Source organism: Staphylococcus sp. HL28 (assembly GCF_021117155.1).
In the GTDB taxonomy this organism is placed as follows: Bacteria; Bacillota; Bacilli; order Staphylococcales; family Staphylococcaceae; genus Staphylococcus; species Staphylococcus warneri.
On sequence record NZ_CP088218.1, the window covers coordinates 1,287,437 to 1,310,791 of the forward strand.

Annotated in this window: 27 protein-coding genes, 1 pseudogene and 1 riboswitch; of the genes and pseudogenes, 25 read left to right on the forward strand and 3 right to left on the reverse strand. The window is 30.8% G+C overall.

Annotation, left to right across the window (positions count from 1 at the left end):
• Positions 1 to 49 precede the first annotated feature (49 nt).
• The 16 genes from rpmG to gcvPB all read left to right on the forward strand — a co-directional run bounded on the left by rpmG (position 50) and on the right by gcvPB (position 12,834).
• Positions 50 to 199 carry a 50S ribosomal protein L33 gene (rpmG, locus tag LPC11_RS06300; RefSeq protein WP_002451882.1) on the forward strand — a complete coding sequence of 50 codons (150 nt, stop codon included), beginning with the start codon at positions 50 to 52 and terminating at the stop codon, positions 197 to 199.
• Positions 200 to 428: 229 nt separating this feature from the next.
• Positions 429 to 983: a 5-formyltetrahydrofolate cyclo-ligase gene (locus tag LPC11_RS06305; RefSeq protein ID WP_023372671.1), complete on the forward strand. Its 555-nt coding sequence runs from the start codon at positions 429 to 431 to the stop codon at positions 981 to 983.
• Positions 980 to 2,434 carry a rhomboid family protein gene (locus LPC11_RS06310; RefSeq protein WP_023372669.1) on the forward strand — a complete coding sequence of 485 codons (1,455 nt, stop codon included), beginning with the start codon at positions 980 to 982 and terminating at the stop codon, positions 2,432 to 2,434. The genes LPC11_RS06305 and LPC11_RS06310 overlap by 4 nt, the downstream gene beginning before the upstream one ends.
• Complete coding sequence (locus LPC11_RS06315; protein WP_002451885.1) at positions 2,424 to 2,627, forward strand: YqgQ family protein; 204 nt, start codon at positions 2,424 to 2,426, stop codon at positions 2,625 to 2,627. Before LPC11_RS06310 ends, LPC11_RS06315 begins: the two co-directional genes overlap by 11 nt.
• On the forward strand, positions 2,624 to 3,610 hold the full coding sequence (locus LPC11_RS06320; RefSeq protein ID WP_023372667.1) for an ROK family glucokinase: 987 nt from the start codon (positions 2,624 to 2,626) through the stop codon (positions 3,608 to 3,610). The genes LPC11_RS06315 and LPC11_RS06320 overlap by 4 nt, the downstream gene beginning before the upstream one ends.
• Positions 3,610 to 3,933: an MTH1187 family thiamine-binding protein gene (locus tag LPC11_RS06325; RefSeq protein WP_002451887.1), complete on the forward strand. Its 324-nt coding sequence runs from the start codon at positions 3,610 to 3,612 to the stop codon at positions 3,931 to 3,933. The genes LPC11_RS06320 and LPC11_RS06325 overlap by 1 nt, the downstream gene beginning before the upstream one ends.
• A gap of 3 nt (positions 3,934 to 3,936) precedes the next feature.
• Positions 3,937 to 4,560 carry an MBL fold metallo-hydrolase gene (locus tag LPC11_RS06330; RefSeq protein WP_023372663.1) on the forward strand — a complete coding sequence of 208 codons (624 nt, stop codon included), beginning with the start codon at positions 3,937 to 3,939 and terminating at the stop codon, positions 4,558 to 4,560.
• A 46-nt stretch (positions 4,561 to 4,606) separates the two neighbouring features.
• Entirely contained in the window at positions 4,607 to 5,581 is a 975-nt protein-coding gene (gene comGA / locus LPC11_RS06335) for a competence type IV pilus ATPase ComGA (RefSeq protein ID WP_023372661.1), read from the forward strand.
• Positions 5,553 to 6,620 carry a competence type IV pilus assembly protein ComGB gene (gene comGB / locus LPC11_RS06340; protein ID WP_023372659.1) on the forward strand — a complete coding sequence of 356 codons (1,068 nt, stop codon included), beginning with the start codon at positions 5,553 to 5,555 and terminating at the stop codon, positions 6,618 to 6,620. Before comGA ends, comGB begins: the two co-directional genes overlap by 29 nt.
• A gap of 12 nt (positions 6,621 to 6,632) precedes the next feature.
• Positions 6,633 to 6,950 carry a competence type IV pilus major pilin ComGC gene (comGC, locus tag LPC11_RS06345; RefSeq protein WP_023372658.1) on the forward strand — a complete coding sequence of 106 codons (318 nt, stop codon included), beginning with the start codon at positions 6,633 to 6,635 and terminating at the stop codon, positions 6,948 to 6,950.
• Positions 6,928 to 7,368: a competence type IV pilus minor pilin ComGD gene (gene comGD, locus LPC11_RS06350; protein WP_041613568.1), complete on the forward strand. Its 441-nt coding sequence runs from the start codon at positions 6,928 to 6,930 to the stop codon at positions 7,366 to 7,368. Before comGC ends, comGD begins: the two co-directional genes overlap by 23 nt.
• A 233-nt stretch (positions 7,369 to 7,601) precedes the next feature.
• The gene (locus LPC11_RS06355) at positions 7,602 to 8,063 is read left to right on the forward strand and encodes a hypothetical protein (RefSeq protein ID WP_231307184.1); all 462 of its coding nucleotides are present in this window, start codon (positions 7,602 to 7,604) and stop codon (positions 8,061 to 8,063) included.
• A gap of 158 nt (positions 8,064 to 8,221) precedes the next feature.
• The gene (locus LPC11_RS06360; protein WP_023372652.1) at positions 8,222 to 8,740 is read left to right on the forward strand and encodes a shikimate kinase; all 519 of its coding nucleotides are present in this window, start codon (positions 8,222 to 8,224) and stop codon (positions 8,738 to 8,740) included.
• A riboswitch (glycine riboswitch) is annotated at positions 8,737 to 8,835 on the forward strand. Its footprint overlaps the gene before it by 4 nt.
• A gap of 77 nt (positions 8,836 to 8,912) precedes the next feature.
• Entirely contained in the window at positions 8,913 to 10,004 is a 1,092-nt protein-coding gene (gene gcvT / locus LPC11_RS06365) for a glycine cleavage system aminomethyltransferase GcvT (protein WP_023372650.1), read from the forward strand.
• 18 nt (positions 10,005 to 10,022) lie between these two features.
• A complete protein-coding gene (gene gcvPA / locus LPC11_RS06370) occupies positions 10,023 to 11,372 on the forward strand; it encodes an aminomethyl-transferring glycine dehydrogenase subunit GcvPA (protein WP_041613564.1) in 1,350 nt (449 codons plus the stop codon).
• Complete coding sequence (gcvPB, locus tag LPC11_RS06375) at positions 11,362 to 12,834, forward strand: aminomethyl-transferring glycine dehydrogenase subunit GcvPB (protein ID WP_023372646.1); 1,473 nt, start codon at positions 11,362 to 11,364, stop codon at positions 12,832 to 12,834. The genes gcvPA and gcvPB overlap by 11 nt, the downstream gene beginning before the upstream one ends.
• Before the next feature lie 148 nt (positions 12,835 to 12,982).
• Here the strand turns inward: gcvPB and LPC11_RS06380 are convergent, their stop codons facing one another.
• Entirely contained in the window at positions 12,983 to 13,369 is a 387-nt protein-coding gene (locus LPC11_RS06380; protein ID WP_002465797.1) for a rhodanese-like domain-containing protein, read from the reverse strand.
• Positions 13,370 to 13,531: 162 nt separating this feature from the next.
• Between LPC11_RS06380 and LPC11_RS06385 the strand changes: the two genes are divergently transcribed.
• Complete coding sequence (locus tag LPC11_RS06385) at positions 13,532 to 14,362, forward strand: lipoate--protein ligase family protein (protein ID WP_002451899.1); 831 nt, start codon at positions 13,532 to 13,534, stop codon at positions 14,360 to 14,362.
• Between the two features lie 79 nt (positions 14,363 to 14,441).
• Here the strand turns inward: LPC11_RS06385 and LPC11_RS06390 are convergent, their stop codons facing one another.
• Positions 14,442 to 14,651: an SA1362 family protein gene (locus LPC11_RS06390; protein ID WP_002465740.1), complete on the reverse strand. Its 210-nt coding sequence runs from the start codon at positions 14,649 to 14,651 to the stop codon at positions 14,442 to 14,444.
• 16 nt (positions 14,652 to 14,667) lie between these two features.
• Positions 14,668 to 15,246 carry a hypothetical protein gene (locus LPC11_RS06395; protein ID WP_023372644.1) on the reverse strand — a complete coding sequence of 193 codons (579 nt, stop codon included), beginning with the start codon at positions 15,244 to 15,246 and terminating at the stop codon, positions 14,668 to 14,670.
• A 108-nt stretch (positions 15,247 to 15,354) separates the two neighbouring features.
• Here LPC11_RS06395 and LPC11_RS06400 point away from each other — a divergent pair, with 108 nt between their 5' ends.
• From LPC11_RS06400 to accC, 8 genes and pseudogenes are all read left to right on the forward strand, one after another.
• Positions 15,355 to 16,416: a M24 family metallopeptidase gene (locus LPC11_RS06400; protein ID WP_023372642.1), complete on the forward strand. Its 1,062-nt coding sequence runs from the start codon at positions 15,355 to 15,357 to the stop codon at positions 16,414 to 16,416.
• 25 nt (positions 16,417 to 16,441) lie between these two features.
• On the forward strand, positions 16,442 to 16,999 hold the full coding sequence (gene efp / locus LPC11_RS06405; protein ID WP_231307185.1) for an elongation factor P: 558 nt from the start codon (positions 16,442 to 16,444) through the stop codon (positions 16,997 to 16,999).
• A gap of 169 nt (positions 17,000 to 17,168) precedes the next feature.
• Positions 17,169 to 18,191, forward strand: a pseudogene (gene argC / locus LPC11_RS06410) (N-acetyl-gamma-glutamyl-phosphate reductase).
• A 14-nt stretch (positions 18,192 to 18,205) separates the two neighbouring features.
• The gene (argJ, locus tag LPC11_RS06415) at positions 18,206 to 19,399 is read left to right on the forward strand and encodes a bifunctional glutamate N-acetyltransferase/amino-acid acetyltransferase ArgJ (protein WP_104681459.1); all 1,194 of its coding nucleotides are present in this window, start codon (positions 18,206 to 18,208) and stop codon (positions 19,397 to 19,399) included.
• 10 nt (positions 19,400 to 19,409) lie between these two features.
• Positions 19,410 to 20,153, forward strand: coding sequence for an acetylglutamate kinase (argB, locus tag LPC11_RS06420; RefSeq protein ID WP_023372634.1), 744 nt, complete (start codon positions 19,410 to 19,412; stop codon positions 20,151 to 20,153).
• Positions 20,150 to 21,286, forward strand: coding sequence for an acetylornithine transaminase (locus LPC11_RS06425; protein WP_023372632.1), 1,137 nt, complete (start codon positions 20,150 to 20,152; stop codon positions 21,284 to 21,286). The genes argB and LPC11_RS06425 overlap by 4 nt, the downstream gene beginning before the upstream one ends.
• 230 nt (positions 21,287 to 21,516) lie before the next feature.
• Positions 21,517 to 21,987, forward strand: coding sequence for an acetyl-CoA carboxylase biotin carboxyl carrier protein (gene accB / locus LPC11_RS06430; RefSeq protein WP_023372630.1), 471 nt, complete (start codon positions 21,517 to 21,519; stop codon positions 21,985 to 21,987).
• Complete coding sequence (gene accC, locus LPC11_RS06435) at positions 21,987 to 23,345, forward strand: acetyl-CoA carboxylase biotin carboxylase subunit (protein ID WP_023372628.1); 1,359 nt, start codon at positions 21,987 to 21,989, stop codon at positions 23,343 to 23,345. The genes accB and accC overlap by 1 nt, the downstream gene beginning before the upstream one ends.
• The last annotated feature ends 10 nt before the right edge of the window (positions 23,346 to 23,355 follow it).

A 23,355-nucleotide genomic window follows, 5' to 3' on the forward strand; every position in this document is an offset into this window, starting at 1 on the left:
ATTGGTATAATGTAAAGGTCGTATTTAGAAAAGGTAAGGAGGAATAATCATGCGCGTTAACGTTACATTAGCTTGTACAGAATGTGGTGAAAGAAACTACATCTCTACAAAAAACAAAAGAACAAACCCAGAACGTATTGAAATGAAAAAATACTGTGCACGTGATAATAAACAAACTTTACACCGTGAAACTAAATAATTAATTTATTTAACTAAACAATATTCAATACAAAAGGCGGAAATCTAAATTTAGATTCCGTCTTTTATTTTTTTATAGATACTTAACAAAATATAATTTTGACAATCATTCTACAGAATTTTGAACAATAGTTTCACTATATCGATTGTAATCACTAATATACGATTCAACTTAATGACATAAAATTATATAAACGTTATAATATGGGATAGTAAAAGCAGGTGAAAAAATGAATAAAAAAGATATAAGATTGTCTATTTTAAACTCAATGAAAAAACATTCTAATACTGAAAAAAATATTGCTGATGATTGGTTAGCCAATCAGTTTTTTAATTCTCAATCATATCAAGAGGCAACATCAATTGGTATTGTTCTATCCTTACCACATGAAGTTAATACATATAAAATTATTCAACAATCACTGAAAGATCATAAAAAAATATTTGTTCCTGAAGTAGACTACAAATCCAAAATGATGACTTTTAAACAATTATTAGATTTGAATGATATAGAACGTGATGCAAAAGGTATCTATCATTCCATATCTAATACTGAAACCTCAAATCAATTAGATTTAGTTGTCGTTCCTGGTGTCGGATTTAAATGTGATGGATATAGAATAGGCTATGGGGGTGGCTTTTATGATCGTTTTATTTCAAATTTTAAGCCGAAAACAATTAGCTTGTTATATGATTTTCAATTAATTGATTTTAAACCCGATAAACACGATCAACCTGTAGACGAGTTGATTATATATAAAAGCCACAAATGGAGGCAAAAATGAATATAAAAAAGCAATTTTGGAAAACCATATATTACTGGATTAGATATTTAAATTATGATGTTATAAGGAGAGAAAAAGATGACCAAGAAATATGGTTAAGTAATAAAAAGAAAAAAAGTATAGTCATATTTTCAAGTTATGTGACTACAACACAAGAAATACGTTTCGATAAAAGTAAAATAATTGAAAACCAAGACCAAATTGAGTCTATTGTTGGATACACACCTTCATCAATTCAATTTTATTATTTTACAGACAAAGCTATAACAACAGATGCTTTAGACGAAACATATCCTTTAAAATTGAAATTTAAAATCATTAAAGAAGATAGAGATTTAGAACGCGTAATGCCTAATGTTTTATTAACTAAATTATTTAAGCGTGATGATTCTAAAAAAACATCGGCCTCATATAGAAATAAGGTACTATCAAACAATATCTTAGATCAACATATGCAACGTTTTTCACCTGTTACATATATATTAATTATATCGAATGTTATCTTATGGTTATGTATGATACTTTATTTCAACCGCTTTTCTGATATAAAATTACTTGATGTAGGTGGGTTAGTACATTTTAATGTAGTGCATGGTGAGTGGTATCGTTTAGTAACATCAATGTTTCTACACTTTAATTTTGAACATATTCTGATGAATATGTTATCACTTTACATTTTTGGTAAAATAGTAGAATCAGTGTTAGGATCCTGGAAGATGTTGGCAATATATTTATTTGCTGGCATTTTCGGTAATTTCGTATCATTATCTTTTAACACCACTACGATTTCAGTTGGTGCTAGTGGTGCTATTTTCGGCCTAATAGGTTCAATTTTTGCCATTTTGTATTTAAGTAAAACATTTGATAAAAGAGTAATTGGTCAATTATTAATTGCATTGGTCATTTTAATTGGTCTATCCTTATTCATGTCCAATATTAATGTAATGGCTCACTTAGGTGGATTTATTGGTGGACTACTAATCACCTTAATTGGCTATTATTTTAATGTAAACCGTAATATTTTTTGGATATTATTGATTGTCTTACTTGTTCTTTTTGTGGCCATGCAAATTAGAATATTTAGTATTAAAGAAGATAATATTTATGACAAATTAATACGTGATCAAATGTTAATGGGTCATTATGATGAAGCCAAAAAAATTGTTAATCAATCTATTAAAAAAGATTATGCAGATGATCAAACATATTATTTAAGTGGATTGATTACTGCTACTAAAAGTTCTAAAGCAGAAGCTATGGCAGATTGGGAACGCGGATTAAGATACTTTCCCAATTCGGCTACATTAAATTATGAAATGGCAATAGCCAATCGTTCACTAAAAGATAATGATAAAGCTTTGAAATATATAAAAAAAGCAGTAAAAGCTAATCCTAAAAATTCTCAATATAAAAATTTAGAAAAAGAGTTGAGTGAAAAAAGTGACTCGTAAACTTAATAATTTTTATGATGTTTTACAGTTATTAAAAAAATATGGATACATCATCTATTTCAAAGATCCGCAAGATATGTATGAAATGATGTTACAAGAAATCAAATCTTTATACCATTTTGAGTTATTAACAAAAGATGAATATCTTAAATGTATAATGATAATAAACCAAAGAAGGAATGAACATAAATGACGAAAATTATTTTAGCTGCAGATATTGGTGGGACTACTTGTAAATTAGGTATTTTTAATACTAATCTAGACCGTATTGAAAAATGGTCAATCCATACAGATACAACTGATCATACAGGAAAATTACTTTTAAAAAATATACATGAATCATTCGAAGAAAAAGTTGCTGAACTAGGTTATGAAATGTCAAATGTTATCGGTGTGGGAATCGGTGTCCCTGGACCTGTAGAATTTGAAACTGGTGTGGTCAACGGTGCAGTCAATTTACACTGGGAAGATAGTGTTAACGTTACTGAAATTTATCAAAGTTTTATAGATTGCCCAGTTTATGTTGATAACGATGCGAACGTTGCAGCGTTAGGTGAAAAACATAAGGGTGCTGGTAAAGGCGCTGATGATGTTGTTACAATCACTTTAGGAACAGGCCTTGGCGGCGGTATTATTTCTAATGGTGAGTTGGTACATGGCCATAATGGTTCTGGTGCTGAAATAGGTCACTTTAGAGCTGACTTTGATCAACGATTCAAGTGCAATTGTGGTAAATCCGGTTGTATAGAAACCGTTGCTTCCGCTACTGGTGTTGTTAATTTAGTTAATTTCTATTATCCAAAATTAACATTTAAATCATCAATCCTACAACTCATTAAAGATAATAAAGTAACAGCTAAGGCAGTATTTGATGCAGCTAAAGAAGGAGACCAATTCTGTATTTTTATTACTGAAAAAGTCGCTAATTACATTGCTTACTTATGTAGTATTTTAAGTGTGACAAGCAATCCTAAATACATTGTTTTAGGTGGAGGCATGTCTACAGCAGGGTTAATCTTAGTAGAAAATATTAAAACTGAATATCGAAACTTAACATTTACACCTGCACAACAAGATACTGAAATTGTACAAGCAGAGTTAGGAAATGATGCAGGTATAACTGGCGCAGCTGGCTTAATTAAAACATACATTTTAGATAAAGAGGGTGTGAAATAATGGCAATTGTAGACGTTGTAGTTATTCCAGTAGGTACTGAAGGTCCAAGTGTTAGTAAGTACATTGCTGAGATTCAAACAAAATTAAAAGAATATAAAGAACAAGGTAAGATTGACTATCAATTGACGCCTATGAACACACTTATCGAAGGTGATTTAAAAGATTTATTTGAAGTAGTACAAGCGATTCATGAATTACCATTTGATAAAGGTTTAGATAGAGTTTGTACGAACATCAGAATTGATGATCGTCGAGATAAATCAAGAAAAATGAATGATAAGTTAAAATCCGTACAAAAACATTTAGATAATGGTGGGGAGTAAATCATGAGAATCTCTAGTTTAACTTTGGGGTTAGTAGATACAAATACGTACTTTATTGAAAATGATAAAAAAGTATTACTGGTGGATCCATCTAGTGAAACAGATAAAATTATTAAAAAGTTAAATCAAATTAACAAACCTTTAGAAGCAATAATACTTACGCATGCACATTATGACCATATCGGAGCATTAGACGACATTATAAATAAATACAGTGTACCAGTATATATGCATAAATACGAGTTTGACTTCTTAAACGATCCAGAAAAAAATGGTGCATCAAAATTTAAGCAATACGGTATGCCACAAGTCATTAGTCAGGCTAAACCTGAATCACTTGATGAAGGCCCAGCACAAATAGGGGATTTCACTTTTAATGTATTGCATACACCAGGACATTCACCAGGAAGTTTATCATTTGTATTTGATGAATTTGCAGTTGTAGGCGATACATTATTTAATAACGGTATTGGTAGAACTGATTTATATAAAGGTGATTATGAAACACTAGTTGATTCTATTAAAGATAAATTATTTGAATTAGATGGCGATTTACCATTATTCCCTGGACATGGACCATATACTACAGTTGACGATGAACAATTGAATCCATTTTTAAATGGTTAAAGTAAATTTAACACCTCCTACGTTAATAAATGTAGGAGGTGTTTCTTTGAAGATATTATTTCAAGAAATCATTAATAAAGCCATAGCATATAAAGCAAGCGACGTACATTTTATCCCAATGGAACATTATGTTCATATAAAATTTAGAGTGAATGATACTTTAATGTCATACGAAACACTAGATATAGGGATTTATCGTAAATTACTCGTTTTTATGAAATTTCAAGCAGGATTGGATGTGTCGACACAGCAAATCGCTCAAAGTGGCCGTTACACATATAAATTAAGGTCAGTTTATTACTTACGTATTTCAACGCTCCCGTTATCAATCGGTAGTGAAAGTTGTGTAATTCGTATAGTGCCTCAATATTTTCAAAATAAAAAGGAGACATATGAATTTAACGATTTTAAACATTTAATGAATAAGAAACAAGGATTACTGCTTTTTACAGGACCTACTGGTTCAGGAAAAAGCACACTCATGTACCAAATGGTTATGTATGCTCAAAAAGAATTGAATCTCAATGTCATATCTATCGAAGACCCCGTAGAACAAATTTTAAAAGGGATTACTCAAATCTCAGTAAATACTAAGGCTGGTATTACTTATGCAAGTTCATTTAAAGCAATACTTCGCTGCGATCCAGATGTTATTTTGATTGGGGAAATCAGAGACGCTGAAATAGCAAAATATGTGTTTCAAGCGAGTTTAAGTGGCCATTTAGTACTAAGTACATTACATGCTAATGATTGTAAAGGAGCATTGCTAAGGTTATTAGAGATGGGTATTACGATTCAAGAACTATCACAAGCCATAAATTTAATATCTAATCAACGTTTAATTACCACATCTAGCCAACAACGCCAATTAGTTTGTGAACTTATGTTCAAAAATCAAATCAATTATTTTTTTGAACATAACCAAACAATGCCTAGATCATTTAAGCGATTATCTTCAAAACTAGATGATATGACTAAAGAAGGAATTATATGTGAATCAATTGCTGATAAATATATTTAATATATCTAAACGAAAATGTTTAACTAAAGTCGAACAGTTAGATTTGATGCAACGATTACTTCAATTATTGACAAATGGATTCACATTATACGAATCCTTTAAATTTTTGAACTTGCATTTTAAATATAAAGGCAACAAAACTCAAATGGAACTTATGGATAAAATAAAAAATGGTGCTCATTGCTATGAAGTCTTTCAATATTTAGACTATTCCAATGATATCATTACTCAAATATACCTAGCTGAAAGATTTGGAAATCTGGAGGCTACTTTACATGAATCAATACTTTTTTTAAAAAAGCAAATTCAAGTTAAACAAAGTGTTATTAAAACGATTCAATACCCTGTTGTATTAATGTTTATATTTTTTCTTATCTTGATGCTTTTAAATTTTACAGTTATACCCCAATTCAAAGAACTATACCAATCGATGAATATTGAATTATCACCACTCCAATTAGTACTTTCCTCCTTTATTTCTGGACTACCATTTTTCATTATATTACTCACTTTTATTATTTTAGTTACTGTTATCCTCTTTCATACTAGTTATAGAAATATGCCAACAATAAAACAAATACATTTAATGAGCAATCTACCTATCATAAAAAGCTACTATAAAATTTTAAAAACATATCAATTATCTAATGAACTTGCTCATTTTTATCGAAATGGGATAAATCTTCAACTTATCGTAGAAATATTTCAGCAATCTAATAGTAATCAATTCCACCAATATTTAGGAGAAATGATTTTAATACAATCCAATCAAGGTGAAAAACTCCCTAATATTTTAAAGCAATTAAAGTGCTACGAAAGTGATTTGATCAAATTCATAGAACAAGGTGAAAAGAGTGGAAAACTTGATATTGAATTAACATTATATAGTCAAATACTAGTACATCAATTTGAAAAATTGGCAAAGAAACATATCAAATTCATCCAACCAGTCATATTTCTAATTCTAGGTATATTTATTGTTACTTTATATTTATCTATCATGTTACCAATGTTTGATATGTTGCAATCAATTAATTAGAGGTGTCATAAAATGATAAAACCCAATCACTCATTTAAAACTAAAGCTTTCACCTTAATCGAAATGCTTTTAGTATTATTAATAATTAGTTTATTACTCATTTTAATTATACCTAATGTCGCCAAACAAACGGCTAATATACAATCAACAGGCTGCGACGCACAAGTTAAAATGATTAATAGTCAAATTGAAGCCTATTCTTTAAAACATAATAGAAACCCAAATACGATACAGGATTTAATTACGGAAGGATATATTAAAGAGAATCAAAAAAGTTGTAAAACAGGTGAAACTATTTCAATTAGTAATGGCGAAGCGATTGCAAATTAAAGCGTATAATTACATTGAAATGTTAATGGTATTATTTATTATGTCAATATTATTGGCGTGCACTATAAGTAGTAAAAATCTATTAACACTATCAAAGTCAAATGATGAAATGAATATCAATCAACTAATTACTCAATTGAATTATGTAAAATCAAAAGCAATTAGCGAAAAACAATCTATCACTTTAATGTTTTATAATCAATCCTCTAATATAAATGTTAAAGAAGAACACGGTAAAAAATATCAATTAAAAATAAAGGATGGAAAAATAGTAAAGATAACGAAAATCAAATTACTTACTTTTGATAAAAATGGAAATATTAATCATTTTGGTTCTTTAGATATAAAAATGAAAGATTCAATATATAAGGTTATATTTCATATTGAGAAAGGACGAATAAGGTATACCAAATTATAAGGTAAAGGGCAGTTTTATGCTGGATAGCTTATTTGCATTTTTTATCATGAGCATAATCACCTTAACATTTATTGAAATGATAACTCATTTATTGATTAATTATCAAAATCAAATAGATAATATCGAGATGCAAAAGATAATAATTGTAAGCATAAATAAATTTGATTTAAAACAGATAAAACAAGGGGTTAATATAGATGATTTTACAATTAAATTGTCTAATGAGGAAGTTTGTGCAACAAACAATCAAAATAAAAAACACTATTGTATTAAAAAATAAACTAGCAAGTTTTACATTTATTGAAATGATTTTTTCATTATTGATCACTATAGTCATACTATCTTCTATACCTTTGACTATCAAAATTATCAATCAATATAAACAAATCGCTATAGAAAATAGTTCAATAGAATATGAATTTTTTCATAGTGATATTCTAAAAGAACAAAAAAAGGGCGCAATTAAACCGGTTATTAAAGATAATCACACTTTACACTTAATCAATAAAGAAAAGAATATAGAATATATTTTCAAAAACAATAAAATATATAAACAAATCAATGGTAAAGGCAATATTACAATGTTGAATCTTGTAGCCATAGTTAAAATCATAAAAACGAACAATAATACCACAAAAATAATTTTGAAGGTAGGTAATCCGAATTATAAACTATACAAAACATTATACTTATAAACAAAAAGCATTTATCAGCCCATTTTTGATGATTATTTTTTCTTTATATTTAACAGTTATATCTTTTTATATAACTCAATATAGTTTAAAATTAAAGACAACACATAACTTAGAAAAAATATATAAAGAAGTTATCGTTAATAAGCTTATAGAGGTTGATGTTGTTGGAAAATCTAGAATTACCAATCATTCTAATAGGATTCATGGGAACCGGTAAAACAACAGTCGGTCAATATTTGATGAATCAATTACATCTAAGTTATGTAGATTTAGATGAATATATTGAAGAACGAGAAAATATAACTATTCCTCAAATATTTGATGAAAAAGGAGAATCTTACTTTAGAAAATTAGAATTTAAATATTTGAGTGAATGTATCAATCAATTTGATATCATATCTACTGGTGGAGGAATAATAGAAAATTCTGCTTCATTGGATCTTTTAAAATCACAGAAACAAGTCATTTGGTTAGATTGTGATGTAAAGATTGCCTTTAATAGAATAGTAAATGATCCTCATCGTCCAAATGCGAATAATAAGTCCCTACAACAACTAAAAAACTTGTATTTATCAAGAGTTTCAAGATATAATGAAATCGCATTCATGAAAGTGAATAGTAATCAAAATATATCTAAAATTTATCAAGAAATAACAACTTTATTAAGTAGCGATTGATCAGTATTAGAGAGCATAAAAAGATATCTTTTTATCGCCGAAGGTGCAAGTAAATTTATTACGAAACTCTCAGGCAAAAGGATAATACTGTAACGCGTTCCTGGAAAAAATATTTAAACAGGGTAGCAAAATTTTGCTATCCTGTTTTTAAATAAATATAGGGGGTTTTCAAATGACAAGTGAGTTAAAAAAGACGCCATTATATCAAAATTACGTAGACAGTGGTGCTAAAATAGTAGAATTTGGTGGATGGGCAATGCCTGTTCAATTCTCAAGTATCAAGGAAGAACACAACGCAGTTAGATATGAAATCGGACTTTTCGATGTGAGTCATATGGGAGAAATTCAAATTCAAGGAAATGATGCTAAATCCTTCGTACAATATATTTTGTCCAATGACACTAATAATCTAACAGATTCTAAAGCACTATATACTGCATTATGTAATGAAGAAGGTGGCATTATTGACGACTTGGTTACATATAAACTAGCAGATGATAACTATTTACTAGTGGTTAATGCTGCCAATACTGATAAAGACTTCAAATGGATTGAAAAACATGCTAAATCTTTTGAGGTTGAAGTTAAAAACGTATCTGAACAATATGGCCAATTAGCACTTCAAGGTCCTAAAGCAAGAGACTTAATGCAAAAATTAGTAGATATTGATATTTCTGAAATGGGAATGTTTGAATTTAAAAAAGATGTACAATTATTCGATAAAAATGTGATTCTTTCACAATCTGGCTATACTGGTGAAGATGGCTTTGAGATATATTGTGATGCCAATGATACAGTAACAATCTGGGAAGGTTTACTTGAATATGATGTAACACCATGTGGTCTAGGAGCCAGAGATACTCTTAGATTAGAAGCAGGACTTCCATTACATGGTCAAGATTTAACAGAATCAATTACACCATATGAAGGTGGTATCGCATTTGCTGCTAAACCATTAATTGAAGATGACTTTATTGGAAAATCTGTTTTAAAAGATCAAAAAGAAAATGGATCATCTAGAAGAACAGTCGGTTTAGAACTTTTAGATAAAGGTATCGCTAGAACTGGCTATGAGGTATTAGACTTAGATGGTAATCAAATTGGAGAAGTCACTTCAGGAACAAAATCTCCTTCATCTGATAAATCAATTGCATTAGCTATTATTAATAGAGATGCATTTGAAATGGGTCGAGAGTTATTAGTACAAGTTAGAAAAAGACAGGTAAAAGCTAAAATCGTTAAGAAAAATCAAATCGAAAAATAGAACAAAGGGGTGGACAAGTTGAGTCATCGTTATATTCCGTTAACTGATCAAGATAAGCAAGATATGTTAGACACTATTGGTGCGAAATCTATTAATGAATTATTTGGAGATGTGCCTTCTGACATTTTATTAAATAGAGATTTAGGTATCGCTAGTGGAGAAGCAGAAACTACTTTACTTAAACGACTAAACAAAGTTGCAAGTAAAAATATTACTAAAGAAACACATACTTCTTTCCTTGGCGCAGGTGTTTATGACCATTATGCACCATCAGTTGTAGATGCAATGATTTCTAGATCTGAATTTTATACTGCTTATACACCATATCAACCTGAGATTTCTCAAGGAGAATTGCAAGCTATTTTTGAATTCCAAACATTAATTTGTGAATTAACTAATATGGATGTAGCAAATTCATCAATGTATGATGGTATGACTAGTTTTGCAGAAGCATGTATTTTAGCTTACAGCCATACTAAGAAAAATAAAATTGTCGTATCAAAAGGATTACATTATCAAGCATTACAAGTTTTAAACACATACGCTAAAACTCGTGAAGAATTCGAAGTTGTAGAAATTGATTTAGATGGTACGATTACTGATTTAGAAAAATTAGAACAAGCTGTAGATGATAATACTGCTGCAGTGGCCGTTCAATATCCTAATTTCTTTGGTTCAATTGAAGATCTTGAAAAAATTCAAAGCTTTATTGAAGGTAAAAAAGCATTATTTATCGTGTATGCAAATCCATTAGCATTAGGTTTATTAACACCACCAGGTTCATTCGGTGCTGATATTGTTGTAGGTGACACACAACCATTTGGAATCCCTGCACAATTTGGTGGACCACATTGTGGTTATTTTGCAACTACAAAAAAATTAATGCGTAAAGTACCAGGTAGACTCGTGGGTCAAACACAAGATGACGAAGGAAATAGAGGTTTCGTTCTCACTTTACAAGCTCGTGAACAACATATCCGTCGTGATAAAGCGACATCAAATATTTGTTCTAACCAAGCATTAAATGCATTAGCTTCGTCAATCGCAATGTCTGCATTAGGTAAACAAGGTATTTATGATATTGCTGTGCAGAACTTTGAACATGCCAATTATGCTAAGCAAGCATTTAAAGAAGCTGGATTTAATGTCTTAGAAGGTACTTCATTTAATGAATTTGTTGTCGAATTTAATAAATCAATCACTGAAGTTAATAAAGCATTAGCAGAAGAAGAGATTATTGGAGGCTTCGATCTAAGTGTTGTTTCTAATAAGTTTGAAAATCATATGCTAATAGCTGTTACTGAATTAAGAACAAAAGATGAGATTGATACATTTGTTAAGGAAGCTGGTGAAATTAATGGTAAGTAAATCAAGTCCACTTATTTTTGAAAGATCTAAAGAAGGAAGATATGCCTATTCTTTACCGCAAAGCGATATTAACAATAAATCATTTGAATCAATTTTAGATGATAAATTTATTAGAAAAGAAAAAGCAGAATTTCCTGAAGTAGCAGAATTAGACTTAGTACGTCACTATACAGAATTATCTAATAAAAACTTTGGTGTAGACTCAGGATTCTATCCTTTAGGATCATGTACTATGAAATACAATCCTAAAGTAAATGAAAAAGTAGCTAGAATTCCTGGTTTTAGTGAAGCACATCCATTACAAGATGAAAATCAAATTCAAGGTTCTCTTGAAATTATTTATAATTTACAAGAAGAGCTTAAAGAAATTACAGGTATGGATGAAGTGACGCTTCAACCAGCTGCTGGTGCACACGGTGAATGGACTGCACTAATGATATTTAAAGCGTATCATCAAAATAACGGAGAAGGACATCGTGATGAAGTTATTGTACCTGACTCAGCTCACGGTACTAACCCTGCTTCAGCATCATTTGCAGGTTTTAAATCAGTAACCGTTAAATCAAATGAACGTGGCGAAGTAGACATTGAGGACTTAAAACGTGTTGTTAATGAAAACACTGCAGCCATCATGTTAACAAATCCAAATACTTTAGGTATTTTTGAAAAAAATATTATGGAAATTAGAGAAATTGTCCATGAAGCAGGAGGATTATTATACTATGATGGTGCCAACCTAAATGCCATCATGGATAAAGTACGTCCTGGTGATATGGGCTTTGATGCTGTACATTTAAATCTCCATAAAACATTTACAGGTCCTCATGGCGGTGGCGGCCCTGGTTCAGGCCCAGTTGGTGTCGTTAAAGAATTAGCTAGTTACTTACCTAAACCAATGGTTATAAAAGAAAATGATTATTTTAAATATGATAATGATATAAAAAACTCAATTGGACGAGTAAAACCATTTTACGGTAACTTTGGGATCTATTTAAGAGCATATACTTATATTAGAACAATGGGCGCTCAAGGATTAAAAGAAGTTTCTGAAGCGGCAGTATTAAATGCTAATTACCTTAAAGCACGATTAACTGATTATTTTGAAATTCCATATAAACAATACTGTAAGCATGAATTTGTATTAAGTGGAATTAAACAAAAACAATATGGTGTTAGAACTTTAGATATGGCCAAACGATTATTGGACTTTGGTGTACATCCACCTACAATCTACTTCCCATTAAATGTTGAGGAAGGAATGATGATTGAGCCTACTGAAACAGAATCTAAAGAAACTTTAGATCATTTTGCTGATACGTTAATTCAAATTGCTAAAGAGGCGAAAGAAGATCCAGATAAAGTACTTGAAGCACCTCATACTACAATTATCGATAGATTAGATGAAACAACTGCAGCGAGAAAACCTATTCTTAAATTTGAAAACTTACACGCTGAAAAATAATATATAATACATCAAAACCATTCCTTTACCTACTTAACTATAGAGGAATGGTTTTTTTGAATAAAAAAATGAGTGATACGTACAAGGCTTTAATTTGCCTTATACATTTCACTCATAATACATAAATAATAATCTAGAACGAACCTAACTATTTTTTGGACTTGATTTTACCAGTCCATTTTTTATAGCCGCCTTTAAGCATATAAAGATCTGTATAGCCGTTTTTTCTTAACATACGAGCAGCACGATAACTAGCAATACCATTTGCATCACAAAGATAAATAGGTTGGTCTTTTCTTAGACCTTGAAATCTTTGTTTAAACATAGTTATTGGAATATTTCGAGCGCCATTGATATGACCATAATCATAATCAACTTTTTCTCTCACATCAACTACTTGTGCTTTACGTAAGCCTTTATGAAAATCATTTTGGTCTAATTCTTTAACAGCTCGTTTATTAAGAATTTGTTGAACGACCATATAACCAATTATTATAACTAATATAATAATTGCAATATACAAAGAGATACTCATGTTGCATCCTCCCTAATTTACCGATATTATAATTATAAGACTGTTAGAACAAATTATCAAAATATTTTTATGATATCACAGATGTTTTAATAATTTATTCAAAATTAATAAGCAAAATAGCAAATTTTGTTACTAAGCATTCATTAATGGGGGATTTTAATCATGACAGAAACATGGAACTTTATTAATACTGGTAGTCACGATCCATATTATAATATGGCAATGGATGAAGCATTACTTAATTTCGTATCTAGGGGTGAAATTGATCCTGTCATTCGTTTCTATACTTGGGATCCAGCCACATTATCAATTGGCTACTTCCAACGATTAACTAAAGAAATTGATATTGAAAAAGTGAAAGAAAAGGGCTATGGACTTGTAAGACGTCAAACAGGTGGTAGAGGCGTATTGCATGATAAAGAGTTAACTTATAGTGTTATAGTACCTGAATCGCATCCTAAAATGCCATCGACGATAACAGAAGCGTATAGAGTAATTTCACAAGGATTATTAGAAGGATTCAAAAACTTAGGTTTCGATACTTATTTTGCTGTTCCTCGTTCTAAAGAAGAACGAGAGAAATTAAAGCAACCTCGTAGCTCTGTATGCTTTGATGCGCCAAGTTGGTATGAGCTAGTAGTAGAAGGTCGAAAAATAGCAGGTAGTGCTCAAACACGTCAAAAAGGTGTCATTCTTCAACATGGATCTATTTTACAAGATATAGATATCGATGAACTTTTTGATTTGTTCATTTTCAAACATGATCGTTTAAAAGCAAAAATGAAAGAAGCATTTGTAGACAAAGCAGTGGCTATCAACGACATATCCGAACAACATATTACTTTAAATGAAATGGAAAAAGCATTTGAAGATGGCTTCAAAAAGGGATTACAGATTGAGTTTAAACCACTAACATTAACTGATGCACAGTTAGAAGAAGTAAAAGCATTGGAAGAAAAATTCCGTTCAGACGATTGGACCTATAGAAAATAAAAATTGAAGCAATACAAAAAGCAGTAGTCAATCGAATCTATTTGATAACGATGACTACTGCTTTATTTTAATATGTTCATTATTTACGTTTACGATACTTACGTTGAGCTCTTTTATACTTTCGCTGTTCTTCTGTTAAGAAGAAGAAATAATATATAAGATATATCACTAAAACTAAAATTGCAAAGCTAATCAACATCCTAACAATTGAAAATAGAAATACATCTAAATTCATAATTAAACCAAATGCTGCAATAGCTAGTACAATATAAAACCAAATATTTTTCATTGAAATTCACCTAATTCTAATTTGCATCTGTTTGTATAGCAGATAATTTTTGTTGCCCTTTATTTATTTTCTTTTTATCTTTTTCTTGATATCCTGTTTCAATTTTATCAAAGGCAGAAGTAATATCTTTATTTAAACTGCTAATATTTTTTTTAGTTTGTTTATCTTTACTAGACATCGAATCTTCATCAATATCAGAATTATACGTATTATACGCATCTTCTAAATCCGATGATATCGTGGATAATTTCTTTTGTATTGATTGACTACCTTTATTTTTAGTTACATCAGGTTTAATGTCATTATACTTATCAACCGCACTTGCTACTTTGTCATAATACGTAGAACTCGCTTTTAAATTTTTTTCTTTTTTCTTATTATCTGCTGTTTGTTTGCCATTCTCTTTATCTTTCTGTAATCCTGCAATCGTCGACTTTTGATTACTAATATCTTGATTTAATTGTTGAATATCTAATTTTAATTGATGATTGTCATCTCTTAGTTTTGTAGTTTTATCTTCGAGTGGTGCAAGATTTTGACTACCACAACCAGCTAATAAACAAGATGCGCCAATCACGATTATATATCTCTTCATGATTATCTCCCTAAACTAAAAACTATTATATTATTTATTGATTATGCTATCATTTTAATGTATTCATATAAAATGTACAAACGTTATACAAGATTCGGAGGGGATTCTATGAACAAATTAGAACAAGTACATCAACTTTTAGAACAAAAAAAGCTAGATGCAGTTGTTATTCTATCAGATTTTAACAGAAGATATTTATCAGAGTTCACAGGTACAAGTGGTGCATTAATTATTTCACCAAAACATCAATACTTGGTTACAGACTTTAGATATATCGAACAAGCAAAAAATCAAGCTTCAGAATTTGAAATTATAAATAGAAAATCTGATTTAATTTCAGAAATAAAATCAATATTAAAAAATGAGAACTTAAGTAACGTTGGATTTGAAGGTCATGAAGTAAGTTATGATACTTATATAGAATTAAATAAAGGCATGATAACTTTAATCAGTATTTCTGATGCTATTGAAAAAATCAGAGAGGTAAAATCACAAACAGAAATTGAAATAATCAAAAAAGCCGCTCAAATTGTTGATGAAACTTACGACTATATTTTAACAATTGTTAAAGCAGGTATGACAGAACGCGAAGTAAAAGCTGAACTTGAAAGTAAAATGTTACATTTAGGTGCGGATGGTCCATCTTTTGATACAATAGTTGCATCTGGCCATCGAGGCGCTTTACCACATGGTGTTGCAAGTGATAAAATTATTGAGCAAGGTGATATGGTTACATTAGATTTTGGTGCATACTATAAAGGTTATTGTTCAGATATTACAAGAACTTTTGCAATAGGTGAACCAGATCCTAAAATGAAAGAGATTTATGATATAGTATTAAAAGCACAACAAAAAGCGCTCGATGAAATTAAACCGGGTATGACTGTAAAAGAAGCTGATGCTTTATCCCGAGATTTCATTGAAGCACATGGATATGGTGAGGAATTTGGCCATTCATTAGGTCATGGTATTGGTTTAGACATACACGAAGGACCATTACTATCTAAAAATGCATCCGGTCAACTTCAAGTTAATAACTGCGTCACTATCGAACCAGGTATATATGTTGATGGTTTAGGTGGCGTTCGAATTGAAGATGATATTTTGATGACAGAAAATGGTTGTGAAGTCTTTACTAAATGCACAAAAGACCTTATTATTTTAAAATAAGCGTGTATATTGAGGAGGAAACTGAATGATTTCAGTAAATGATTTTAAAACAGGTTTAACAATTTCTGTAGATAATGGCATTTGGAAAGTAATTGATTTCCAACATGTAAAACCAGGTAAAGGATCTGCTTTCGTACGTTCAAAATTACGTAACTTAAGAACTGGTGCTATCCAAGAAAAAACATTTAGAGCTGGTGAAAAAGTAGAACAAGCTATGATTGAAAATCGTCGTATGCAATACTTATACGCTGATGGTGATAATCATGTGTTCATGGATAACGAAACATTTGACCAAACAGAATTACCAGGCGACTATTTAAAAGATGAATTAAAATACTTAAAAGCTAATATGGAAGTTCAAATTCAATCATATGATGGTGAAGTAATTGGATTAGAATTACCAAAAACAGTAGAATTACAAGTAACTGAAACTGAACCAGGTATCAAAGGGGATACTGCAACAGGTGCAACTAAATCAGCTACTGTTGAAACAGGATATACATTAAATGTACCTTTATTTGTTAATGAAGGTGACATTCTTGTTATCAATACAGGTGACGGAAGTTACATTTCTAGAGGTTAATCATCTAGAAAACATTTTTAACATTAAGCACATAACTTACAATGTTGTAGGTTATGTGCTTTTTTATGCAAACAACTCAGAGATCATTTTGCTTATAATTATATTGTGCGCTTGATTTTTTATATTTTATACTATAAAATTGTATAAAAATACGAAAAGAGGTTTAAGTATGCGTATAAGTATTGTGGGAATCACAGGATATTCAGGGCTAGAGCTATTACGTCTTATACATCATCACCCTCATATTGAGGTATCATCTATACATGCTACTCAATCAATTGGTAATCCAATTTCAGAATTATATCCACATTTAAAAGGTATATGCGATTTAATTGTAAAACCATTTGATGCAAATGAAATTATGAAACATAGCGATCTAGTTGTATTCGCAACTCCTAGTGGTATTGCTAGTCAATTATCACAAGAATTTGTTAATTCGAAATTTCCAGTTGTAGATATTTCAGGAGATCATAGATTACCGCCAGATGAATACAAATTATGGTATAAAAAAGAACCAGTTAATTATCATATTCAAAAGCAATTCGTATATAGTTTGCCAGAGTTTTATACATCTAAGAACCATCGTTTTATTTCAAACCCTGGTTGTTATGCAACTGCAGTTGAACTTGCACTCATTCCCTTGCTGCAAAACAAATTAATACAGTTAGACTCAATTATCATTGATGCTAAAAGTGGTTTATCAGGTGCAGGTAAAAATCCTACAACAGCCAGTCACTTTGTAAATATAAATAACAATTATTTAACTTAAAAATTAAACGAACATCAACATATACCTGAAATAATACAAATGTTAAAACATTATGACGACAATTTACAGAATATTCAGTTTTCTACCTCATTAATACCAGTTAATAGAGGTATCGTAGCAACCATTTACTGTAAATTAAAGCGTACGACATTCGCTAATCAAATTACCCCAACATATGAGTCAATTTATAAAGATAAACCATTTATACGCATTCTAAGAACTTTGCCACAATTAAATGAAGTTATCGGAACAAATTATGTGAATATTGGATTTAAATACAATGATAAAACAAATATTTTAACAGTTTTAGTAGTACTAGATAATTTAATCAAGGGCGCTTCTGGACAAGCACTACAAAACATCAACCTTATGTATGGTTTTGATGAAACCGAAGGACTATGCAGTGTAACTCCATTAGTGTAGTAAGGAGTTTAAAAATGAAAGAAATTTTAGGGAACATTGCGAGTCCAAAAGGTTTTTCAGCAGATGGAATTCATACAGGTATAAAAAAGAGAAAACTTGATTTAGGTTGGATTGTGTCGAAATGCCCATCAAGTGTCGCTTATGTTCAAACAACTAACAAAGTCAAAGCAGCACCTTTAATTTTAAATGAAAGAACAATACAATCCACAGGAAAAATACAAGCTATCATTGCCAATTCAGGCATAGCCAATGCATGTACAGGAAAGAAGGGAATGGAAGACGCTATTTCAATGCAACAGCAAGCTGCAGATATGCTAAATATCAATCAGGGTTTAATTTGTGTTGCTTCTACAGGAATTATTGGTCAACGGTTACCAATGTCTAAAGTTAAAAAGGGAATACAACAACTAAATAAAGATGGTAATGCTAACCATTTTGCAAAAGCCATTTTAACTACTGATTTAAGAACTAAAACATGTGTCGTAACTGAATCATTTGACCAAACAACTGTGACCATGGCAGGTGTTGCTAAAGGTTCTGGCATGATACATCCTAATATGGCTACAATGCTAGCTTTTATTACATGTGATGCTAATATTTCTACTGCAACATTACAACTTGCACTAAAAACAAATATAGATAAAACGTTTAATCAAATTACTATTGATGGTGATACATCTACTAATGATTTAGTGTTAGTTTTATCAAATGGTAAAGCTAAAAATAAAGAAATTTTACCTAGCACTGAAGAATTCACAATATTTTGCAATATGTTAGAACATGTCATGCGGTCACTTGCAATACAAATTGCCCAAGATGGAGAAGGCGCTACAAAATTGATTGAAGTTACTGTAAATGAAATGCCAGATGAAATATCGGCTAGAATGATAGCCAAGACAGTTGTGGGTTCCAATTTAGTAAAGTCAGCTATATATGGAGAAGATCCAAATTGGGGACGCATATTCGCAGCGATAGGTTATACACAATCCAACTTTGACACCAATAATGTTGATATTTTAATAGAAGACATCCCCGTCATGAAAGGTTCAACCCCCATCGCTTATGACATTGATACAATGCACTATAAATTAAAAAATAAAGATATTCATATCAATATTAATATGCATCAAGGTAATACCTCAAGTACTGCATGGGGTTGCGATTTAACTTATGATTACGTAAAAATTAATGCATTATATACTACATAGAGGTAACAAAATGAATCAAATTATAGTAATTAAAATGGGTGGTATAGCTATAAAACATTTAACTGAAGATACTCTTATACAGATAAAGAATTGGATTAAACAAAACTATCAAATAGTCATCGTCCATGGTGGAGGTAATATTATAGAATCATTATTGATAAAAGCTAAACACCCTACAATTAAAAAAGATGGATTAAGAGTAACTGCTAAGGAAGATTTACCAATTATTAAAGATGCCCTGTTTAATCATGTTGGTAAAGGTTTAGCAAGTAATTTAAAAGCAGTGAACATAAATGTGGAGCAGTTAAGAGAAGATCAATTATCAATCATTCAAGCTGATTATTTGAACTATCATTACTATGGTTCAGTAGGGAAAAATATACACGTACATATAGATGCAATCCAGAATTATTTAAACCAAAATATAATTCCTGTTATTGGTTCTATTGGAACACATCAAGATGGTAATTTAATTAATATCAATGCCGATCATTTAGCTACGGCAATTGCTATCGCAATGAAAGCACGAAAATTAATATTAATGACTGACGTTCAAGGTGTGATAGAACAAGGAACTTTGATAAAAAGGTTAAATATTAGTCATGTGCAATCTAAAATAGACAACCATATCATTACTGGTGGCATGATACCTAAAGTTGAAAGTGCAGTAGCAACAATTAAGGCGGGAGTTAATGAAGTCATAATTGGAGATAATTTATTAACAGGAACCATCATAGAAGGGAACAACAAATGAGTTATTTATTTCAAAATTATAAAAGAGCAAGTGTTGAATTCGTTAAAGCAGAAGGCAATGAGTTAATTGATAAAAACGGTAACAAATATCTCGATTTTTCTTCAGGTATAGGTGTAACAAATTTAGGATTTCATCCATACGTTAAAGAGCAACTACAGAAACAAGTTGCTAATATATGGCATACACCCAATTTATATTTAAATACACTACAGGAAGATGTGGCTCAATTATTAGTACGTCAGTATAACTATTGTGTATATTTCTGTAATAGCGGTGCCGAAGCAAATGAAGCGGCAATTAAATTAGCTCGTAAATATACAGGTAAGCAATCTATCATAAGTTTTAAACAATCATTTCATGGCAGAACATATGGCGCAATGTCTGCTACAGGACAAAGTAAGATAAAAGCAGGTTTTGGAGATGTAGTTCCACATTTTTCTTATGCAAAATTTAATGACATTAATAGCGTAAAATCACTGATCACTAAAGATACAGCTGCTATCATACTAGAACTTATACAAGGAGAATCTGGCATTCACGTTGCTAAATCATCCTTTATTAAGCAATTATGCCAATTATGTAATGAATATAATATCTTATTAATTGTAGATGAGGTACAAACTGGTATCGGACGAACGGGTAAATGTTTCGCTTTTGAGCATTACGATATTGAACCTGATATAGTTACTACTGCTAAAGGGCTTGCTAATGGCGTACCCGTAGGCGCTATGTTAGGTAAGACAAGTTTATCACATGTTTTTGATTATGGTAGTCATGGGTCTACATTTGGTGGAAACAAACTTGCAATGATAGCTGCCAAAGCCACATTAGAAATCATTAGTAAAGAACATTTTTTAAATGACGTTTCAAAAAAATCAGAAGAATTATTTACTAAATTAAACAAAGCTTTATTTGACAACCCTCATATCATTGATATCCGTGGCAAAGGATTAATGATAGGTATTGAAACAGATTTAGACTTAGCTCAACTTGTAAACAAAGCACGTCATCATGGTTTAATCATTTTAACTGCAGGTCAAAACGTTATACGATTATTACCACCACTGACCATTAGTTCACAAGAAATTAATCGTGCTGTAAGTATATTAAAAGAAATATTTAATGAATCATAAATAAAGTATAACGTGAGGTTATGATTAGTTATCATATCCTCACATTTTTTATACTTTAAATTAGTAATCTTAACCATCCTCTTTTGATTTGAATTATCTCCTGATACTTGAAATTTAAGCTATCCAGTCCACTTCATAATATAGGATATCTTATCATGCTTGAATTGAAAGGTTGTCTCAAGTAAAATAGACGGGTAGATGAAAACAAACTGAAGGAGTCAGTAATAATTATGAACTTTAAAGAAATAAAAGAATTAATAGAGATTCTTGATCAATCAAATTTAACTGAAATTAACATTGAAGATAATAAAGGTAGCGTAGTTAATTTAAAAAAAGAAAAAGAAACTGAAATTATCACACCGCAAGTGGCACAACAACCAGCACCCTCTGTAGCTCAATCTCAAGTTGCTCAATCTGCACCACAAGTGAGTGAAGATACACAATCACAAGAAGCTGTGGCAGATAATTACGAAACTATTAATGCACCAATGGTTGGTACATTTTATAAATCACCATCACCAGAAGAAGGCGCTTACGTACAAGTTGGAGATAAAGTCTCAAATGACACAACTGTTTGTATTTTAGAAGCAATGAAACTATTTAATGAAATTCAAGCAGAAATCTCAGGTGAAATTGTTGAAATATTAGTAGAAGACGGACAAATGGTAGAGTATGGCCAACCGTTATTTAAGGTGAAATAATGAAAAAAGTACTTATCGCTAATCGTGGCGAAATCGCAGTTAGAATCATCAGAGCTTGCCATGAGCTAGGTATTCAAACAGTTGCTATTTATTCAGAAGGAGACAAAGACGCTTTACATACTCAAATTGCTGATGAAGCATATTGCGTTGGTCCAACTCTGTCTAAAGATTCATATTTAAATATTCCTAATATCTTATCAATTGCTACATCAACAGGATGCGATGGTGTTCATCCAGGTTACGGCTTTTTAGCTGAAAATGGTGATTTTGCTGAATTGTGTGAAGCTTGTCAATTAAAGTTTATCGGCCCTAGCCATGAATCTATTCAAAAAATGGGTATTAAAGATGTAGCTAAAGCTGAAATGATCAAAGCCAATGTTCCTGTTGTTCCAGGTAGCGAAGGTTTAGTTCATAATATTGACGATGCGAAAAAAGTCGCTAAAAAAATTGGTTATCCTGTCATAATTAAAGCCACAGCTGGTGGTGGTGGTAAAGGTATACGTGTTGCTCGAGATGAGAAAGAATTAGAAACAGGCTATCGCATGACGCAACAAGAAGCGGAAACTGCATTTGGTAATGGCGGGTTATATTTAGAAAAATTCATTGAAAATTTCCGTCATATCGAAATACAAATCATTGGTGATCGTTATGGTAATGTGATTCATTTAGGGGAACGTGACTGTACAATTCAAAGACGTATGCAAAAATTAGTAGAAGAAGCACCTTCACCAATTTTGTCAGAGGAAACACGTCAAGAAATGGGTAATGCTGCTATAAGAGCAGCTAAAGCCGTTAACTATGAAAATGCTGGAACGATAGAATTTATATATGACTTAAATGATGATAAGTTCTACTTCATGGAAATGAATACCCGTATTCAAGTTGAACACCCAGTTACTGAAATGGTTACAGGTGTAGACTTAGTTAAACTGCAATTAAAAGTGGCGATGGGTGAAGCATTACCATTTAAACAAAAAGATATCAAAATTAATGGTCATGCGATTGAATTTAGAATTAACGCTGAGAATCCTTACAAAGATTTCATGCCATCTCCTGGTAAAATCACTCAATATTTAGCACCAGGTGGATTCGGAGTCAGAATTGAATCTGCATGTTATACTAATTATACAATTCCACCATATTATGATTCGATGGTTGCTAAACTTATCGTACATGAATCGACAAGAGATGAAGCAATCATGACAGGTATCAGAGCGTTAAGTGAATATTTAGTTTTAGGAATTGATACTACGATTCCATTCCATTTAAAATTATTAACAAATGATATCTTTAGAAGTGGTGAATTTAATACTAAATTCTTAGAAAAATATAATATTATGGCTGATGACAACCAATAGGAGGTTAAAA

Excerpts from the sequence above, each read along its gene's own strand:
- LPC11_RS06310 (WP_023372669.1), top strand. The coding sequence starts at position 980 with ATGAATATAAAAAAGCAATTTTGGAAAACCATATATTACTGGATTAGA.
- LPC11_RS06425 (WP_023372632.1), top strand. The coding sequence starts at position 20,150 with ATGAGTTATTTATTTCAAAATTATAAAAGAGCAAGTGTTGAATTCGTT.
- LPC11_RS06360 (WP_023372652.1), top strand. The coding sequence starts at position 8,222 with ATGTTGTTGGAAAATCTAGAATTACCAATCATTCTAATAGGATTCATG.
- LPC11_RS06385 (WP_002451899.1), top strand. The coding sequence starts at position 13,532 with ATGACAGAAACATGGAACTTTATTAATACTGGTAGTCACGATCCATAT.
- gcvPB (WP_023372646.1), top strand. The coding sequence starts at position 11,362 with ATGGTAAGTAAATCAAGTCCACTTATTTTTGAAAGATCTAAAGAAGGA.
- argB (WP_023372634.1), top strand. The coding sequence starts at position 19,410 with ATGAATCAAATTATAGTAATTAAAATGGGTGGTATAGCTATAAAACAT.
- comGC (WP_023372658.1), top strand. The coding sequence starts at position 6,633 with ATGATAAAACCCAATCACTCATTTAAAACTAAAGCTTTCACCTTAATC.
- gcvT (WP_023372650.1), top strand. The coding sequence starts at position 8,913 with ATGACAAGTGAGTTAAAAAAGACGCCATTATATCAAAATTACGTAGAC.
- accC (WP_023372628.1), top strand. The coding sequence starts at position 21,987 with ATGAAAAAAGTACTTATCGCTAATCGTGGCGAAATCGCAGTTAGAATC.
- LPC11_RS06390 (WP_002465740.1), bottom strand. The coding sequence starts at position 14,651 with ATGAAAAATATTTGGTTTTATATTGTACTAGCTATTGCAGCATTTGGT.
- LPC11_RS06395 (WP_023372644.1), bottom strand. The coding sequence starts at position 15,246 with ATGAAGAGATATATAATCGTGATTGGCGCATCTTGTTTATTAGCTGGT.
- argJ (WP_104681459.1), top strand. The coding sequence starts at position 18,206 with ATGAAAGAAATTTTAGGGAACATTGCGAGTCCAAAAGGTTTTTCAGCA.
- LPC11_RS06320 (WP_023372667.1), top strand. The coding sequence starts at position 2,624 with ATGACGAAAATTATTTTAGCTGCAGATATTGGTGGGACTACTTGTAAA.
- LPC11_RS06305 (WP_023372671.1), top strand. The coding sequence starts at position 429 with ATGAATAAAAAAGATATAAGATTGTCTATTTTAAACTCAATGAAAAAA.
- LPC11_RS06325 (WP_002451887.1), top strand. The coding sequence starts at position 3,610 with ATGGCAATTGTAGACGTTGTAGTTATTCCAGTAGGTACTGAAGGTCCA.
- rpmG (WP_002451882.1), top strand. The coding sequence starts at position 50 with ATGCGCGTTAACGTTACATTAGCTTGTACAGAATGTGGTGAAAGAAAC.
- LPC11_RS06380 (WP_002465797.1), bottom strand. The coding sequence starts at position 13,369 with ATGAGTATCTCTTTGTATATTGCAATTATTATATTAGTTATAATAATT.
- accB (WP_023372630.1), top strand. The coding sequence starts at position 21,517 with ATGAACTTTAAAGAAATAAAAGAATTAATAGAGATTCTTGATCAATCA.
- comGD (WP_041613568.1), top strand. The coding sequence starts at position 6,928 with ATGGCGAAGCGATTGCAAATTAAAGCGTATAATTACATTGAAATGTTA.
- LPC11_RS06330 (WP_023372663.1), top strand. The coding sequence starts at position 3,937 with ATGAGAATCTCTAGTTTAACTTTGGGGTTAGTAGATACAAATACGTAC.
- efp (WP_231307185.1), top strand. The coding sequence starts at position 16,442 with ATGATTTCAGTAAATGATTTTAAAACAGGTTTAACAATTTCTGTAGAT.
- LPC11_RS06400 (WP_023372642.1), top strand. The coding sequence starts at position 15,355 with ATGAACAAATTAGAACAAGTACATCAACTTTTAGAACAAAAAAAGCTA.